Below are 17,810 nucleotides of genomic sequence, written 5' to 3' on the forward strand. Positions count from 1 at the left end.
AATCATCAAAAAAATCCGAAACAGATAACTTGGTAAGTTTCTGTTTCGTTTTTTTTTCTTTATTCTTCCTTAATCTTCCATTCGCTGATGGTTCGCTGGGTACTGTCAAAACTGATACCGATTTTTACCAGTCGCTTGCCTTCAGCATGATATGGCAGCATATAGCCTTTTTCGTCTATCTGAGCCAAAGCCTCCTCGGCACTCTTGTCAACCTTCAGTTCGAAGACATATATCGTATCTGGCATGTGCATCACGGCATCAGCCCTGCCTATGGCGCTCTTTACCTCTGTGCGGATATAGTGCGCTGCTAAGTTACGAAGAAAATCCGAATTAGCCAAGCATAATGGTTTAAAATAAAATGCTTTGTAAAATAAGGCGTTCGGAATACCCTGAAATATGTAAAATAAGGCATTCTGATATCCCGAAACTTGTAAAATAAGGCATTCTATGTAGTTAAAAACTTGTAAAATAAGGCGTTCTTTATTATTTTTTCTTATCTTTGCATCCAGAAAAAGTAAGAGGTATTATGCTGGATAAGAGAAACTTAGAACAGATTCTTTCTGATCAGCAGGAAGAACTGGAGATACGTAGAGGCGAAACTTTGTGTCATCGACCAGAAGAGGCGCAGATAGACTTGGGCAGTACGCAGGCTCAGGTCGTGATAGGTGTGCGCCGTAGCGGCAAATCTACTCTATGCTTCCAGGCATTGGAGAAAGCAGGTGTGAAATACGCTTATGTAGATTTTGACGATGAGCGGTTGGCTAACATCCAGGCAGAAGATTTGAACGATGTTCTGGAAGTACTGTATAAGATATATGGTGATTTCAATTATCTGTTTCTTGACGAGATACAGAATATCGAGGGCTGGCACCTTTTCGTGAATCGTATGCTTCGCAGGCGGATGCATGTCATCGTAACAGGTTCTAATGCCAAACTTCTGAGCAGCGACCTGGCTACTCATCTCTCGGGGCGCTGCAAGGAGATACCTTTGTTTCCATTCTCCTTTTATGAGTATTGTCTGATGAAAGAGGTGGATACGGAAGGAATGACTACCAAGGTACAGGCATTCAGGAGAGCTGCCTTCGATCATTATCTGAAACAGGGAGGATTTCCTGAACTGCTCGTTATCGGCGAACACCAGAATTATGTGAAGAATCTGGTAAGCAATATCCTGCAGAGAGATATTGAACAGCGTTTCAAGATTACCTATCAGGCTACCTTCGAGCAGTTGGCTCATCATCTGCTCAATGTGGCTCCGCTCATCGTGTCTTCTTCGGAACTGTCGGTTACACTGGGGGTAAAATCGGAACATACCATCAGGAATTATATCGGATACATGAAGCAGGCTTATCTGCTGCTGGGGCTTCAGAAGTATTCTGCCAAGAGCAAGATGAGAATAACCCAGGAGAAGGTGTATCCCATAGATGTGGCATTGATGGATCAGAGAGATAATGCACTGGTGGGAGAGAACCTGGGATGGAGATTGGAAACCATTGTTTATCTGCAGCTGGTTAGAACTTATAAGCCGCAGGGGTATGATATCTATTATCTGAGCGACCGCTCGGGCGAGTGCGATTTCGTGGTTTGCAAAAACAATCAGGTGAAACAAGCCATTCAGGTTTCGTATGACATCTCTTCACCCAAGACTCGCAAACGGGAGATTGAAGGATTACTTCTGGCTCATCGCAAGACGCAATGCACCGACCTGCTGCTGCTCACCGACCATGAGTACAACCAAGTTACAGAAAAAGGCCTTGACATCAAGATACGACCGGTATATGACTGGGTTGTGGAAATGGGGAAGAGGAAATAGAGAAAAATCAATCGCAATATAAGAAATGAATAAATTAAAAGCATTATTGGGCTTCGACCCGAAGACTACTACGGTTAAGACTGAGTTGACATCTTCCTGCTCTTCAATTATGCTTTCGGATAAAAGAAGCGATAGATAAAAATAAGGCGGCAATCTGCATCACGCAGGTTGCCGCCTTCCATTTTCTAACTAACTTTCTTATCAACTATTCAAAATGGATTTTATGATGGAGTTGTCTAGGGCTTAATGCCCTAGACGTAGCTTGTTTCTTACTTCAAACGGATGATGTTCAGCGAGCTGGCTGGAATCTCTACCGTGGCACCATTCTTCTCTGTAGTTACGTAGTTTTCTACAGGATAGATGTTGGTAGGATTGTCGATGGTGTTCTCCTCCAGACCGTTCTTGGCTGAAAGGCGGATGAGCTTGCCAGCCTTAATCTCCTTACCCTGAAGATTGATCTTCGCTGTGGTGTGCTCGGTGCTGGTGTTGGCAATCTTCAGGATTACCTCGCCCGTCTGCTCGTCGAGTGTAGCTGTAGAGAAGATGCCTGGAAGGGTGTTCGCCTTCAACTTGGTGGCGAATACCTCCTTGCCATCCAACTTGGCGAAGATGCTGTCGCCTACCACCTTCAGCTCAATATCATACCATTTTCCGGTTTCAATCTTGCCTGGACAGGTAGCAATCTGACTCTTGGCACCATTCACGATAGACTCCACGCCGTGCTGGGTATTGTTCCAGCCACCAAGGTTCAACCAGCAGTAGTTGTTCTTATCCACGTAGTTGAAGATGATGAGGAAACCCTCGTTTCCGGCATCCTTCTTCGCGCGTACCTTATATATATAACCGTTGCTGGTAATCTCGCCTGGGTTCAGACGGATGCAGCTCTCCTCGTTGCTGGTCTGCTTGATGAGGCTGCCCTCAGTCTTCCACTGTCCATGAATGTCGGTAGGCAGTTCCTGCAAGGTCATTGGCAGCGCTTTGCCGTTCTCATCGCTGTAGCCCTTGTCCTCGAAAGAAACCTGGGTGCCCCATGTTCCCATGCCCACACGGCAGATGGCTGGCTTCACCTGGGGCTGCTCATATTTGTATGGATTCTCCTGGTTCACCTTCAATACACGGGTACCGATGTTGTTCGCCATCACGTTCTGAACGTAGTAAGATGGAGTTCCGAATACCTTGTCAGAAGTATATTGAATCATATCCGGCGCCCACATACGGTTGTTGAGGTTGGCGAAGATAGGAGCGTAGGATGCCATGGTCACAATATCAGAATTGTTCTCGATGCCCATCATATAGACAGCCTCACCGAGTGCTGCATCGAGTGAACCCATATTGCCGAAGCCCTGGGTTACGGCATATTCGCCTACATAAATCTCGCTGCCCTTGCGGTCGTAGTTATCATACTTGTTGAAGTTCTCGGCAAACCAGGCTGGGTTTCTGTAGTAGTGCTCATCAAGCAGCTCTACGCTCTCGTTGCTTTCCCACTTAGGGTTGTCATCGCCCCATGCCACCACGTTGCCGATGAGGTGCATCTTTGGATATTTCGCCAATACGGCATCCTTGAACTTCTTGAAGCGCTCGTAGTAATGGTCGCTCTGAGCCGCAGGATCCGGCTGGTTGTTCTCATTACCAATCTCCAGATACTCGATGTTGTATGGCTCCGGATGACCGTTCTTGGCACGCAGCGCACCATACTTGGAGGTAACAGGACCGTTGGCATACTCCAGGGCATTCATGCACTCATCAATCCAAGGCTGGATGCTGTCTACAGGAGTCATACCGCCGTGCCACAAACCTACGTTTACAACATAGAGAGGCTTGGCGTTCAGATCCTCGGCAAGCTGCAGATACTCATCGAATCCCATACCATCGCTGGTACGGTAGCGCCAGTTTACGTTCTTATGGCCCGGACGTTCCTCGATAGGACCGATAGTCTTTTCCCAGTGGAAAGCATTCTCAGGAGATTCCTGTCCCTCTACGTAGCAACCGCCTGGGAAGCGGACGAACTTAGGATGGATGTTATAGAGAAGCTGAGCCAAATCAGGGCGCAAGCCATTCTCGCGATTCTTGAAAGTAGGAGGGAAGAGGCTTACTACATCGAGAACAATGGTACCCTTTCCGTCGGCTACGAGTTCAAACTGAGCCTTGGCGTCGTTTCCGTTGGCTGTCAACTCAGCCGTATATTTGGTCCACTTCTTGCCTACCTTGGCATTGAGGGATGTTTCAGCATACACCTTGTCGCCCTTTGCGTTGGTGAGGCGAGCCTTCAATCCGCCCTTGTAGCTACCCTTTGCCCAGAAAGAGAGCTTGTAGGTTCTGCCCTGTACGGCGTTGATGCCCCAGAAGCCCTCGTTGATGAGAGAGGCTGTGGCTGCTGGCTTGGCAGCGATGGTAAGCTGGAGAGCCTTGCCCTGTGCCTTGTTGAGCAGACCCTTGTTGATGAGTTGTGTCTGGATCTTTGCACCTTCCTGGGCGGAAGTTTTCCAGGTAGGGATGTTCTTGTCATCATCTTCGAAGGAGCGGTTGCTGATGAGTTCGGCATAGAGTCCGCCGTCAGCAGCGTGGTTGATATCCTCGAAGAAGATACCATATAAATTAGGTGAAACCTTGACGCCTGGGTTAGAGGCATCTACCTGAATGGTTACTTGGGCGTTGGCTGCCAATGTTGTGGCGAGCACAGCCGAGAGTAAAAAATGTCTTTTCTTATTCATTGTTTATTCTTTAGGCTTGTTTTTATTTTGTTGCTTGTTATTTGCAGGTAGCATGAAGCCGCAGCTTTTGGAAGTTACTTCCTGCTGCGATTCATACACAGCCGCAAAAGTACACAAAATACACTGAAAAGAGGTGGACAAAACGGAGAATATAGTGTAAAAGGTGGATTTTCTGCTGAAAATCCACCTTTTTATTCTCTGTTGGACGGATTAGCACGCCAGTATCATAATACGCTTTCCCCGAATATTTTATTCTTCGGATTACGCTGGTTTTACTTTTTTATGTCCCACAGATTTCACTCTTTTATGTCCCACAGATTTCACAGATTTACACAGATATTCGACCTTCTTCAAAGGCCGAACAGGTCGAGCTTCCGTTTAAAATCCGTGCGTAATCAGTGGAGCAAGAATGCTCTGTTAACTCAGCGTAATCTGATGAATAAAATATCCAGGTGAAGAGTAAATAAGAGAGTGGGGATTTTTTCTCTCCCGACGTATCGTTTTGTGCCTGGCAATGGCACTATATTGCCCTGGTAGAGGGCAATATAATGCCGTAGTGAGGCAATAAGCGCTGGAAGCGTCTTTGCCACCCGTCAGTACTATCATGATAACCTCTCAGCGACGTCTTGACTCCTTGTCAGGAGTATCCTGACAAAACGAAGGGCTGGACTTTCTCACGAAAGCCCAACCCTTCTTTTTAAAAACAGCTGTTTTTTATGCTATGTTTATATATAAGTAAAAGATATTATAATATTTATCACTTATCTTATGTTTATTGCAGAACATGTACCAGGCGGATTGGCATGGCTCTGTAGATACCTGTATTTTTTCCATTGCTGCCGCTGACGAAACGCAAGTTAGACAATGTCATAATCCTGCCATAGATATCAAAATAGCGATACCAGAATCCATACTCAGGACTGGTGGTGTCGAAACCCTGGTTACCAGAGAGCAATGTCTTTGTCCATAGGGAGACATGGGTAGGGTTCTTAAGGCTCTCACCTTCTACATAACCGGTTGTAGGCAGATAGATAGTGGGCAGCACAGAGTTGACTGTCGTTATTTCTATACTGTTGTAGACCTCACCCGACTCGGTGTAGCGATTGACTACCTTAAGTTTTCCACCGTCTATAATATCTTGGATATCGTCATTTTCGGGAATTTTGAAACCATGGGGAATCAAGTCTTTTAACAAGCTGCCTGCATGATCTTGAGCTCTTTTTTCGTTAGCAATTTGGAAATATCCACCAATAGCGTTCCTGTTGGCTTGCAGTGCTTTTGTTTCTATTGAATAGTTACCATTGTTGGATGCCCCGAGGTTTCGGTCCAGCATGATATACGTTTTGTTTTTGCCTTGCACTTGAATGACACCATAATAGAATCTGCCGCAGACCGTAGGTAACTTGGTTTCACCGTCACCATTGGGATCAACAGGTGGCTGTTGGTGGTCGGCTGATATTTCATGGAAGATACCACTGTGATAGACTGGATATTTAATTTTAATCGGGTGCCCGTCACTGGTGGTGTAAGAGATGGTGAAATCTCCTTTCCAAAAGTTGAAGTTGTTATCTTCGTTATTTACTAAATCTACTTGCCAATAGCTCTTTCCGTTATTGTTGATTTCTTTGATAGTATATCTGTCACGGTACTCGGACCCTTGGGTACAAGTCTCATTTGATTCATTCTTAGGAATCCAATACCTGTAACGATTGCTTCCTACGGTGAAGTGGAGACCATCATTTCTTACGGTTCCATATTGCAGGTCTTCCGGTTTGATACCTTGTGTCTGGTCTATGAAATTATGGAAATAATCTTCTGAAATATGATTATTATTATTCTTATCAAGAAGAATGACCGTGCGGGTGTCCGAACGTTTGAAATCGTTACCCTTTTGCGTGATGGTGATGGTGCGGGTCAAGTCACCAGACCTGACTATCACATGCCCTTCCCGTGTTTCTTCTGAGTAGCGGTTCTCTGTCAATGGGATGGAGAGACGATATTTCTTTCCTGATGTAGAGTTTGGACCATCAGCATCCGGTATGTCTATTGTTTCGGAAATAGTGATTTCGCCAATCCATTCTGCATCCTTAGATTCCACATTCCACAAACCGTCCTTAATGGTGGTGACAAGTGTGGCAGTAGTGGAATCATTCCATGCCGCGCTCACCTGGTCGCTCACACCGAGGTGATAGTCCTTGCAGGCTATCATATCGGTAACCAAAGGATTGTCATCCTTCACTGTCACCCTCATACGATTCTCGGGATATGGGTCTGCAACAGCTTTCTCTTCCGTTTCCCAACCATAGGTGTTAACGTAGGAGATTTCCACCGTATAGGCATGATTGCGCAGAAGATTGATGAAAGGCTTGCCATCCGTGTCCGTGCCGTAGAATGCCACTTTGTAGTAACCTGTTACGTCCTTATATTTACCCTTAATGATAAGGAATGCCTGGTCTGCCTTTGTTTCCGACTCATAGAAAGCTATATCGTCTGTCGTAAAGTCGCTACTGGTGTTGTCATAGCTGACACCTGAAGGCAACGTCGGAGCGGTGACTTCCCATGTTGAAGCGTTCCAGTTATCCTCTGCAGGAGCAATGGTTCCGCTACCAGCAGCCCTGTAAAGTTTATAGCCTTCCACGGTAAAAGTTTCTTTTTCGATAAACTCAGAACTGCTGTTAGTGGTTGGTCCTTGAACACTCACCTTACCGAACTGGCGCAGGAGGGTGACGGAAGGATTCGTTTCCATCAATGCAGACACACTAATCCTACCCCAGCAGAGAGGATACTCCGTACTGATGGTACCGCTGACCACAGCCTTGTCCAAACCGTTCTGACATTGCTCATCGGTTAAAGAAGCTGCATTAGCCACCAGATGAATCATACTGGCATTAGAGACAACAGGCACCTTCACCTTGTAGCCGTTTTCAACGATATCCCCCCAACCAGTAACACTTTCATTAGAAAGGAATTTTCCGTCTTTATCGTATGCCACAACATTCAGGCTTGTCAATCCTGTATCGCCGGCACGTGTCAGTTCTTCTTTTGAAAAGTCGGGGAGGCTGATGGTGAGCGTTATTCCACCACCTTCCAGTCCATCTACGTCAGATGAAGTTGAACTTCCATTTTCGTTCAACTGATCGCTGCAACTGGTCAACGCCAGCAACATCAGCAAAAATGATATTATCTTTTTCATTTCCTTCCTTACTTTACTTGTTTATACACCTGATGGTTTACCAGGATGCCAGCTATCATTGTCATAATATCCTGTATCGTGATACTTCTCATAACTTCTACCTCCGAAAAGGGTATATTTCTCATCATAGGCATCCTCTTTAAACTGAAGGACTATACCCTTCTCATGATATCCGTCAACCGCTTTTAACTTTATCGTTGTCTTCCACCAGCCTCCTGATACTGATTCGCTACTGAAACTTTTGGCTTCGTGACCATCCCAAGTGTTGTCCCAATGTGTATATTGGCTATTATTTCCTGAGGATGTCGGATTGTCTGTTGCGACACCGAACTTAAACGCCCAGCCTAATACTTTATTCTTGGTATAGACAACATAATTGATATCCTTAACTATCGGCTTCTCATCGAAAATACGATAATAGGGGTCTGTTGTCGGGTCGTAAAGTATCCAACCTTCTCGGTCTTCATAGTTGAAAAGGGTGATACCAGGCGCCATGTGATGAGGGCAGCGGTGAAGGTCCGCACCATCGTTGTTGAAGCTGTAGAATATCATCAATGTCTCACCAGGCTTAATCGGTGTAGTTTCTTTACCGTCGCCATAATCCCATCTATATCCTTTAGCATCAAAATCCATGTCCTTATAGTACCATCCTGGATTATTCGTGTCCCCAGTCATACCGCTTGGCTGATTATATCTATTATTAAAATACCACACATTTTCTTTAGGTATTGCTGTTCCTGTCGTTTCACCCTTTTGAGAATAAATATATACATTATGTTTACTTGTTTGTATCCCATTGTCCGAACTCCAAGAATCGTTCCAGTTGTTATTGTTATCACCTGTTCCATAGTATTCATCCAAAATACCTTGGAATTGGTTAGTACCAAACTGGCCATTATTTGACGACCTGTCATTAATGGCACGGAAATAGATACGGTAATCGACAACCGGAGGTCTTACTGTTACTTTAATATCTCTGTACTTATAGTTGCTATTATACGAGTCTTTCGAGTGTACTCGGAATGTATGCACTGTAGTTGTTACAGGGTCGGTTGTAGCCTCCACCTGGAATGTTCCCTTGGGAGCGTTTTCATCGGATGGCTTCGATATTTTGATAGTTGATTTACCAATGGTGGAAGTCAGATTGTCAGGAAGCACGATACCTCCCAAGTTTGTAACCCAAGTGAATACCTTTGTGTTGGTTTCTGCACCTGCCACATAATAGATGATTACCTCCAATGGATCAACCTCAAACAGAGGTTCTACATTGTAGTCTACATCCAGATATTTCTTCAGGTTGTTAGCCTTCAGCCATATCTTGGTCGTTCCTTTCGGAGGAAATTGACCTTTCCCTTTTCCATAAGCACTCATGGGAATCTCGGGATTAATCCTAAAGGTGATAATATGATTGACCTCATCTCTTTTAGCTTCAACGACGAGGGGCTTACCATCAACAATCTCATCGCAACCAAACTCCACATTCACCCAATTTGACTTGTAGGAAATAGAGTCTTCCTCTATGGAGGTTATTTGAGCGCTTGTCTTGTTTACCCACAGTGTGGTATGGCTGAAGTCTGCATCAAGATCCGCAGGTTCCCAGTCCTTGACATGGACCTGGCAGTCGAGGGTGATATTGCCTATTGTCTTCAGGTTACCGATAATCTCGTAGTAGGTACCGCGGGGGAATGTGCGGCGTGGCTCTGCCTCTGGATTGTCGGTGTGGCCCAATGGGATGTTGTAGCTGTTGTCATTGGCGCCAATCATGCTGCTCAGTGTGAGGAACGACTGCTGGTCGTTGGTTTTGATATAGCGCTCAGGCAGATAGTATGTACCCTGGAAGAGCCATTTGTCCTTTATGTTTGAGGGAGCCGCTGCGGCAGTACCCACAGCAGTGATTACATCCGCATTGCTCTTGTTCTTGTTGGTGTCGTCGCGTGTCCAATCAGAGAAGAATGATCCTGCGGCGCTGGCTTCAGAAGATTGCTTATACATGTTGGAACTGATAATTCCGCTTACGTCCTCTTTGTCAGAAGCGTAGAACTTTCCTCCCCATACCAAGCTGGTGGATTGAGAGAGATTATTTGCTGTAATATCATTTATCTTCAGGCCGTTGGTCTTCAACGCCTCCTGCATCTCTGCATTGCTGGGGTCAAAGATCAGGTTGAGCTTCACCTTGACACAAGTAAACTTCAAGTTGGCTACAATGTCGGTGGTCTTATCGGATACTTCCGTATCCTCTAAGGGTTCATATATCATAGGGATATTGCCACAGGCAGGCATACCGGGCTTGCTTTCGGGAATGTAATTCAGTACCACCTTTTTAAGTTTATCCTCTGTTTCGATGGTCTGATCCTTCAACACATCCTCCATATTGGCAACAACATAGATGCGGTAAGTGCCGGGGTCGATTCGCAGCGTATATGTGGCTACATCCACGTCCCCATCAAACTTGGCAGGTTCATAGAACGAGGTACCGGGACCGCCCAAGTACTCATTCAGCAACTTGCCCTTACCGTCTTGAGGAAAAGCGAAAAGTCGGAGGCTGTTGATGCGGCACTCTTCTTCTGTGGCATTGTAAGTTAAGTTTTCTGCAGGGGCTGATTCTCCTGCACGAGTGCCGTTGCTGTGCATCAATGGCACAAGGACTTGCAGGTTGCCCGACATACCTGAGCTGACAGTGTTGTCACCCAAGTCGTCGGTGCAAGCGGCTGTCATAGCCGCCAGCAACAGAATAACCATGTAACAAAAAAACTTTCGACTTCTCATCTTTTATATGTTTTATATATTGTTTATTGTTTCCGTTTATATGCTAATTCATGTTTGTCGTCCTGAAGAAACAATCTTATTTACCTTTTTAAAAGAACTAACCTAAACTTAATCAAACCTGATTTTCTATTTTGTGATCATTTCAACTCTTCTATCATTTATGCTGTATCGTGTATCCGCTGAGGGATTGGAGCGATATTTTAATACCTATATATAATAAGGTGTAACTGCCTGCTTAGAAATCTACACGCTGGATGCGCTTGCTCCAGCTGAGCACCGATATGCTGAGGTTGGCATACTGCCACTCGCCGCCTTTGAGGAAGAAGTCGAGATGGTAGTCATACTCACGGTCCAAGAACTCCTGTGGTGAGTAGTTGAGGTAGTCGAAGGCTCCCCTTCCCTGTGCCAGACAGTCGGCCAGGTTGATGCGGACCACCTCCTCGCCAGTCTTCTTATTAAAGATGGAGAGCATGGCATTTTGCTCGTTCTGCGCTACAGGATAGAGCACCAGTCGGGAGAACATCATGGCAGCATGGGCGGTACGTTCCTTTACGTTGCCCGCTTCGTCACGGAAGTCAGTATCCCAAGTAAAGTAAGGTTTATAGGTGAGCCTTTCGTCTTCCCAGAGACTGTTGTCATGGCCTATGGTTCCGTTGGCACATGTTATCTCGAAGCTGAAGTCTTCCACCGAGATGTCGGCAGGCGCATCTATCTGGTGCAGGCTTAAGGTGAGTTCCTTGGTATCACGGACAAGACTGATGGTGTCGTGTACCATCTCCAGGCTCTTTACCTCCACGATGCCCTTGGAGAGTCCCTGCCAAAGCGTGTCGAGTGGCATGGCCTGGTTCTCTACAATGCCCTGCTGACGGTCCAGCGTAGCATGCAGACGGCTGATGTCTTCTCCCTGTTGGGGCATCTCTACCCTGAACTTGGCACCGCGTGCAGCCAACGTCTCGCTGTAAGCCTTCTGCCAGGCGAAGGCAGCAAAGTGGTATTTGCCAGGCTGCAGTTGCAGTTGCATGGCGAAGTCATGACTCTTCAGCGGCTGGGCCAGGCTGCTGTTGGCAGCCTCTTGTCTGGTGACAAACTTGCCGTTTTCATCGTAAACAAAGACAACTAACCCACCCACATGGTCGTTGAACATGTCGGCGCGCTGGATGTTATAATCGTAGACGAAGTGCAAGTAAGCCCCTGTAAAGCAGGGAGGCAGGTCATCATGCATCAGACTGTCGCAGCTACCAAGCAGGCAACAGGATAATAATCCCAACAGCCCTGCCTTCATGCCATGATACCAACCGAAAGTCATTTTCTTTGCCATAATTATGATTGATTATTGTTTAATGTTGTCGTTGTTTTTGTAACGGCTTCACACCGCAGCGGGCGGTTGATCCATGTTATGCCAGGATGCTTATCCCCCTCTGCATGTGTGAAGTCATTACGGAATTTTATTGTGTTAAATACAATCTGTTTTCTTACAAGTCAATACCGTGTACACGCTTTGCCCAAGAGAGAATTCTAACTGAGCAGTTGATGTAGTACTTGTCGCCCTCATCGTCTGGAGAGTCAGGATTAACCTCTGGCACATCAGGAGAACCAGGGTTGCTGATTGAATTTACTTGCAGCTCATACCAGTTGTTACGAACCATACCATAGCGGCCGAGGTATTTCTTCTTAGCCTCTGCACCTGTTCCGTATGTTGGGTCGCCTGAGTTCCATGGGGTCAGTGCGTCGCCGAAGTGCTTGATGCGTGCAATGTAGTAAGAAACGCCCTCATAGTATGTTGAGATTTTCTTGTTGTCGCTCAGACCAAGGGCTGCGTTAACCTTTCCGAGGAACTCGTCGTTAACTTCCACTGAGCCTGAAGTCTTAGTGATATCATTAGCGGTAAGCAGATGCTTGCCGGCCTTCTTCATGTCTGTAAGAGGCAAAGAGAAATCTGTTGCTGTATAGCCTGCGTTGGTGATGGCTGTTGAAATCTGAGTTGTGAGAGTACCCTCTGTGAAGTAACCGCTCTTGCCGTCGAACATATAGAATGTCTCACCTGCGGTCAAACCGCTTGGCACGTATGTAGCCTTCATGATGACACGGGTTGTCTGGTTCTGATACATGTGACCGAGAGAGAAGGTGTTCTCAAGACAATACTTAGGAGCTGTGGCATCACCGGCACCAGAGAAATCATAAGTTTTTGCCTTGTAGTTGAAGTCGTCGGTATACTTCTTGTCGTTGCTGATGGTGCTGTAGTTAGGGTCTATACCCCAGTGAGCGCGGTTGAATGTAGGATGGCCGCTTGTGAAACGTTCCACTTCCCAGATGTCGCCCCAGTAGTCGCCATAGCTATCATAGTTGTCCACATTGTGTACTGGATAAGACTTCTTGTTGGTCACGTCAAGATCCCATGCTGTGATGGTCACCTTGTCGCCTGTAAGACCCTTAACATTCATCTCGCTGAATGCGGTCATTGTAACCTTAGCCACGCCACGCTCTACATAGATGGTGGCAGCCGACTGTGCGGCACTCTCATTGGTTGTCACCTTGTTCTTGTCGATTGTTACCAGGGTACTTGTTGTTGTTCCATTCACTTTCACGGCATTTGCCATGTAGAATCCGTTCACTTCGCTGGCCATGCTGTTGATGACGTTGGCTTTCTGCCAGTCGCTGAAAGTGTTGCCGTTTGCAGGTAGTTTCACTTTCTTGTTGCTGCCTGTCATGTTGTTGTTCAACATGATAACTGCATAATAGTTGCCTGTGTAACTACTTTCGAAATTGTTCAGCTTTGCAGTTATGTTTGCCTCGGTAGTGATTACGTTAGGGTCGTCATTAACGCCTGTCCAGGGCTTCATGTCACCCAACTCCACACTCTCCACAAATTTAGCATCGGCTTCTTTTTCTCCGGTTTTTCCACGGAATACAAGGAGTGTGGCATTGTTTACGGCATACTCATCAGCTGTTCCGTCATCATAAGTCGGTTCTCCGTCTGCACGTGTACCATTGGTTGTAGGCAACTTGATGGTAAACGTAGCATAATGCGGACCATTCTCGTTAGCGCCTGTGCCACCGCTTTCCCCGAGTTCATTCTCACTGCAGCTTGCTGCTAAAGCGAGCATAGCTGCCATTCCAAATAAATACTTTAATCGCATAATCATTTATGTTAAAGTTGTTAATTTATTAATTTAATTATTTCAATTTACTATTATAGCTCCGCCTTCATTTCCCCGTAAATCTTTCTGATGCGCTCAGCTTCCTTCGAGTTTCCTGCCTTGGCAAGATGCTTCTCGGCAGTTACAAGGTCGCCCTTCTGCAAATCTGTGCAGGCGGCATTGAGATTGGCGGTCTCATCATCAGGGAAGAGACGGACGGCAATATCAAATACCTCGTTGAACTCTGGAGAACCAGGCTCATAGGTCTGTGCCACCAGATACATTTCCTGTAATGACAACTGCTGAGGCTTGGTCTTCAAGATTACCTTTGCCTCCTCAATGTCGAAAGGACGAACGGTATAGGTTACCGTATAGTCGCTGTGGCGCAAACGAGGATAAATCTCACTCATGATGTAGCGATAGCTAGCCGGATAAAGCTTCTTGATTTTCTGGTCCTTTGCATCGGGTGCCAATGATGAGTTGGCAACGGCAAGGATTGCAGTCTTATCGGCTAAGTTGCTTGCTTCCACCTTCTTCTTGAATCCCTCCCAGTCTTCTGGGGTGGCGTGATAGGTGAAGAGCTTATTATCGATGGTGTAGAGGTTGCATACATAATTGCGCAGGGCAGCCGCACGATTGTTGGCGAGTCGCACGTTGTTGTCGTAAGGACCGTCTGGCGACGCATAGCCATGAATATCGATATTGGTGATGCTCACATCCTTGTCGTTCTTCACGAGGTCGATGGTGGATGTAATCTTTCCCAACTCAGTTGCATTCTCACGGAAGTCGGCAAGGATATCGCTCTTGTTGAGCTTGAAGCTCAGGTAAGCTTCACCCTTTTCGGCTCTCACCTTGATGGCTTCAGCCTTTGGCTTCACGTAATGGTCGCGACTGATTCTCGGTGTCGGCTGGATGTTAGCCATCAGCGTGGTATCCTGATCCATCAGGTTGCCGCATCCGCAGAGGTCTTCCGTCATGGAGAGGTTGAAAGCCTTCATCCACTTCTTGTAGGGAAGGGTCTGGGAGAAGAGCACCTGTTGCTCGGTATCATTCTTGCGTCTCACAACCAATGCCTGGCTGTTTTTCAGACTGCTGCTTTTGCGCAGGTATCTGATGCTCTGGTTTTTGCCATTGATGATGATGGGATTCAGGGCGATGGTATCTTCTCCGGCGATAAGCGGAGTGAAAACCAGCTGTTGCTCTGATTTGAGCTGCAAACTATCGAGATGGAGGCGGAAAGCAACCTTGAGACTGTCGCTTTTCTTCTGCGTCAAGACACTGTCTATCAGTATCTTGCCACCAGCCAACCGTAGCTGCGAATCATCTATCTTCTGGGCTTGGACAGTCAGTGCGCTCTGTGCAAAAAGGATGCAAAGGGGCGAAATAACCGCATAAAGCTTCATTTTCTTCATATTCTTCATCTTAAAAAAAGAGGGTTTGATTTTGTTTTTCGCTATCTCGGTGATACAGTTTCTAGAATGCGTATATCAGGGAGAGGGCTGCTTTAGTAGGACCTACATAGTTGCGGTGGTCCTTGTCAAGACATTTGTCACATCTTCCGTAGAGCTTGTATGGGCTGTAGATGTATCCTAATCCGATGGATCCTTCGAGATTGAGATGCTCAGACAGCAGCCATTGGTATCCGTAGGTGAGACCACCACCGACATACCAGCCTTCGTAATGTCTTCCTTTCTCTGTCTTTGGCAAGATGCCGAAAGGCAGGTCCACATTTTTTACGTTGTATTCACCTCCAAGGGCATGGATGCCGAAAAAGTGGCCTCCAAATTTCTGGCAGGTGTACCAGCGGTACTCTGGCATTACGTTCCAGTAGCGCAATTTCTTGTCGCCTGAGAACTTCCAGGGATTCAGGGCACCGAAAAGCTGAAAAGTGCTCTTCCTGCCCGTGCCTATTTCTAGACCAGCATTGAGCGAGGTGGTTGCCAAACCAAGCAGGTTGGTCTTCAGCGCTACCTCTTGCGCTCGGGTTACTACTGTTGAGAGAATCAGCAGTAACAACATCGGTGTTCGTTTGAATGATCTCTGCTTCATCATCATAATCTTACTCTGTTATGTTCTTTCTTAAGGATACTATTAGTTGTCCTATTCTTGTTATTGTCATTTAATTATAACTACAGGCTTACCCTTGTAACATGATGGATGCCACCGGGTTTCCTTTTCGGTTGCAAATATATGAAAATTTTCTTTAGGGGGGGGTAAAAAAATGATGAAAATCTCGTAAAATTTAATGCAAACGTTTGCATAGCTATGCAAAATGTGTGGGAGCACAAAATTGCGAATATATTGTAAAGGGTTGATATATAGAAAATTAAAAGCGAAGGTGTAAGTTGCACACCTTCGCTTATGAAATGTTGTTTCTTGATGAAATTCTTTTTTGTGATTTGAGAATCTGAAGACGGGGAAATCCGGCTTTTGGGGGACTATTTCAGAACTTCCATCGCCTTTTTCAGACCTCTATCCACAGCCGAAGGATCGTTCTGGTAGAGCTTCTCCTTTTCCTCTTGGGTCATCTCGTCGGTCAGATAATCGGGGGTGATTCCCACACTTTCCAGCAGGTTGCCCTGTGCATCCTTGGTAAGCGAGAACGGCATGTAGAAGTAGAGGTAGCTCGTTACATTTCCTATCCATCCGCCATTGCTGGCTTCGTTGTCGGAAGTGAGCATCGCCTGCGCTCCGTAACTGTTTCTGCCTATTGTCTTTACGTGGTCACCCTGACTCTTCAGAATGAGGGTTGTCACCTCCGACATACTCGCACTGTAGTTGTCGAGCAGGATGGCGGTAGGAATGTTTCTGCCCAGACTCTTCGACGTTACCGTAATCTTCTGCGGAATCCAAGGAGTATAACTGTATGGATTGTTGTCCTCTTTCTTGCGCACGTAGGCATAGACGGCTGTCTGGGTGATGAGATAGTCGGTAAGCAGACGGGTATCTATCACGCTGCCACCACCGTTGCCACGGAAGTCGAGAATCAGCTTCTTGATCTCGCCCTTAGCCAGCGGCTCCAGGAACAGGCGGCGGTAACCTTCTACGCAGAGATGATTGTAGGTAAATTTCAGGTCGCTCCAGTAAGCGTAGAGTTCACGCTCGTGCCAGAGGTAATCGGCAAGTGCCTGGCAATACCAGTTGGCAAAAGCGGAGGCTGAAAGCATCTGCTGGTAGAGGGCATCGCCCTGCAGCTTCTGTCGGATCTGCTCGCCCATGCCGCTTGCATCAGAAGTAATAGGCAACAGCTTGAGGAGATTCGGCGACTTCTCGTAAGCCTCGCTGGCGAGAGCATAGAGACCGGAATAATCTCCTTGGTTGCTGTAGGCCGCCATCTTCTCGCAGGCTTTGGCTGCATCATCCGAAGCCAGATAGCTATCCATATCGGCAAGCAACTGTGCTGCCTGCTGCTCAGCCTTCTCTCGCTTTCCGGCATCAGCAATCAGTGCTTTCGCCTTGGCTGATATCGTGGAAGCATCCAGATGATAGGTGCTGGCAGCATTGACAGGGAGATAGATCTTCTGATATTCGTGGAAACAGTTTTCGTAGAGCGCAAACTTGTTGAAGCCGAGATAATAGGTGCCCGGCTGCTCCTTCAGGTAACCGCCCATGATGCAGAAACCATCCGAGGTAATCTCGCCGAAGGCTGTACCATCCAGGTTGAGCTGGTCGCGGGTATAGTTCCAGTGAGCATTCAGCGGGAAATACTCGGTCTTGTTGCGGAGCGTGCTGTTGAATCTCACCGTTTCCGTAGAAGAGTGGGAGACGGGCAGGGTAATCTTGACATAGAAATGCTGGTCGATGATCTTGTCGATGATTTCCTGGAAATACTGCTTCGCCTTGGCGTTATCCTCCTGAATCTCCTGCTGGGTGAAAGCGGAGGTATGCTGGAAGGTCTTCAGGGCGTCAAACTTGGGTTTGTATTCCTTGTACACCTGGTCCCAGGTCTGTGAAGATACGGCAGACTGCTCATTGAGGGTGCAGTAGCGCTGGTTCATCACGCTCCAGAAAACCTGGAACAGATCGCCATACGACTTGACATCGGTATCGGAATAATCGTAAATCGATTTCTCGTTGGCATCATTGTCTGACACACAACTGGTAAGCGACATTCCGGTAGTGGTTGTCGCCAGGAGGAAGGCGAAGAGGCATCGCATTCCACCTTTTATATATATAGGGGTTCTCATATT

General features: G+C 46.6%; 10 protein-coding genes. 1 reads left to right on the plus strand and 9 read right to left on the minus strand.

Translation table 11 applies throughout. The annotated features are described in order from the left end of the window. Nucleotides 1–59 precede the first annotated feature (59 nt). Complete coding sequence (locus ONT08_RS12080) at nucleotides 60–338, minus strand: PD-(D/E)XK nuclease domain-containing protein (protein WP_259326421.1); 279 nt, start codon at nucleotides 336–338, stop codon at nucleotides 60–62. 188 nt (nucleotides 339–526) lie between these two features. Here ONT08_RS12080 and ONT08_RS12085 point away from each other — a divergent pair, with 188 nt between their 5' ends. Next, entirely contained in the window at nucleotides 527–1,813 is a 1,287-nt protein-coding gene (locus tag ONT08_RS12085) for an ATP-binding protein (RefSeq protein ID WP_117587675.1), read from the plus strand. A 269-nt stretch (nucleotides 1,814–2,082) separates the two neighbouring features. On the opposite strand, the gene ONT08_RS12090 is transcribed toward ONT08_RS12085, so the two are convergent. The 8 genes from ONT08_RS12090 to ONT08_RS12125 form a co-directional block, all read right to left on the minus strand. Continuing rightward, nucleotides 2,083–4,524, minus strand: a complete 2,442-nt coding sequence (locus ONT08_RS12090) for an alpha-L-arabinofuranosidase C-terminal domain-containing protein (RefSeq protein WP_264960043.1) — start codon at nucleotides 4,522–4,524, stop codon at nucleotides 2,083–2,085. 772 nt (nucleotides 4,525–5,296) lie between these two features. Then, nucleotides 5,297–7,717, minus strand: coding sequence for a hypothetical protein (locus ONT08_RS12095; protein ID WP_264960044.1), 2,421 nt, complete (start codon nucleotides 7,715–7,717; stop codon nucleotides 5,297–5,299). A 21-nt stretch (nucleotides 7,718–7,738) separates the two neighbouring features. Beyond that, nucleotides 7,739–10,456 (minus strand): fimbrial protein, encoded by a 2,718-nt coding sequence (locus ONT08_RS12100; protein ID WP_264960045.1) that lies wholly within the window; start codon nucleotides 10,454–10,456, stop codon nucleotides 7,739–7,741. A gap of 262 nt (nucleotides 10,457–10,718) precedes the next feature. Next, the gene (locus tag ONT08_RS12105) at nucleotides 10,719–11,801 is read right to left on the minus strand and encodes a FimB/Mfa2 family fimbrial subunit (protein WP_264960046.1); all 1,083 of its coding nucleotides are present in this window, start codon (nucleotides 11,799–11,801) and stop codon (nucleotides 10,719–10,721) included. A gap of 154 nt (nucleotides 11,802–11,955) precedes the next feature. Then, the gene (locus ONT08_RS12110; RefSeq protein ID WP_264960047.1) at nucleotides 11,956–13,620 is read right to left on the minus strand and encodes an Mfa1 family fimbria major subunit; all 1,665 of its coding nucleotides are present in this window, start codon (nucleotides 13,618–13,620) and stop codon (nucleotides 11,956–11,958) included. 53 nt (nucleotides 13,621–13,673) lie between these two features. Beyond that, the gene (locus ONT08_RS12115; protein ID WP_181985843.1) at nucleotides 13,674–15,032 is read right to left on the minus strand and encodes a DUF3868 domain-containing protein; all 1,359 of its coding nucleotides are present in this window, start codon (nucleotides 15,030–15,032) and stop codon (nucleotides 13,674–13,676) included. 61 nt (nucleotides 15,033–15,093) lie between these two features. Then, nucleotides 15,094–15,675 carry a DUF3575 domain-containing protein gene (locus ONT08_RS12120; protein ID WP_264960048.1) on the minus strand — a complete coding sequence of 194 codons (582 nt, stop codon included), beginning with the start codon at nucleotides 15,673–15,675 and terminating at the stop codon, nucleotides 15,094–15,096. 383 nt (nucleotides 15,676–16,058) lie between these two features. Further along, complete coding sequence (locus tag ONT08_RS12125) at nucleotides 16,059–17,807, minus strand: S41 family peptidase (RefSeq protein ID WP_264960049.1); 1,749 nt, start codon at nucleotides 17,805–17,807, stop codon at nucleotides 16,059–16,061. Between the last annotated feature and the right edge of the window lie 3 nt (nucleotides 17,808–17,810).

It is taken from the genome of Segatella copri, from assembly GCF_026015465.1.
In the GTDB taxonomy this organism is placed as follows: Bacteria; Bacteroidota; Bacteroidia; order Bacteroidales; family Bacteroidaceae; genus Prevotella; species Prevotella copri_E.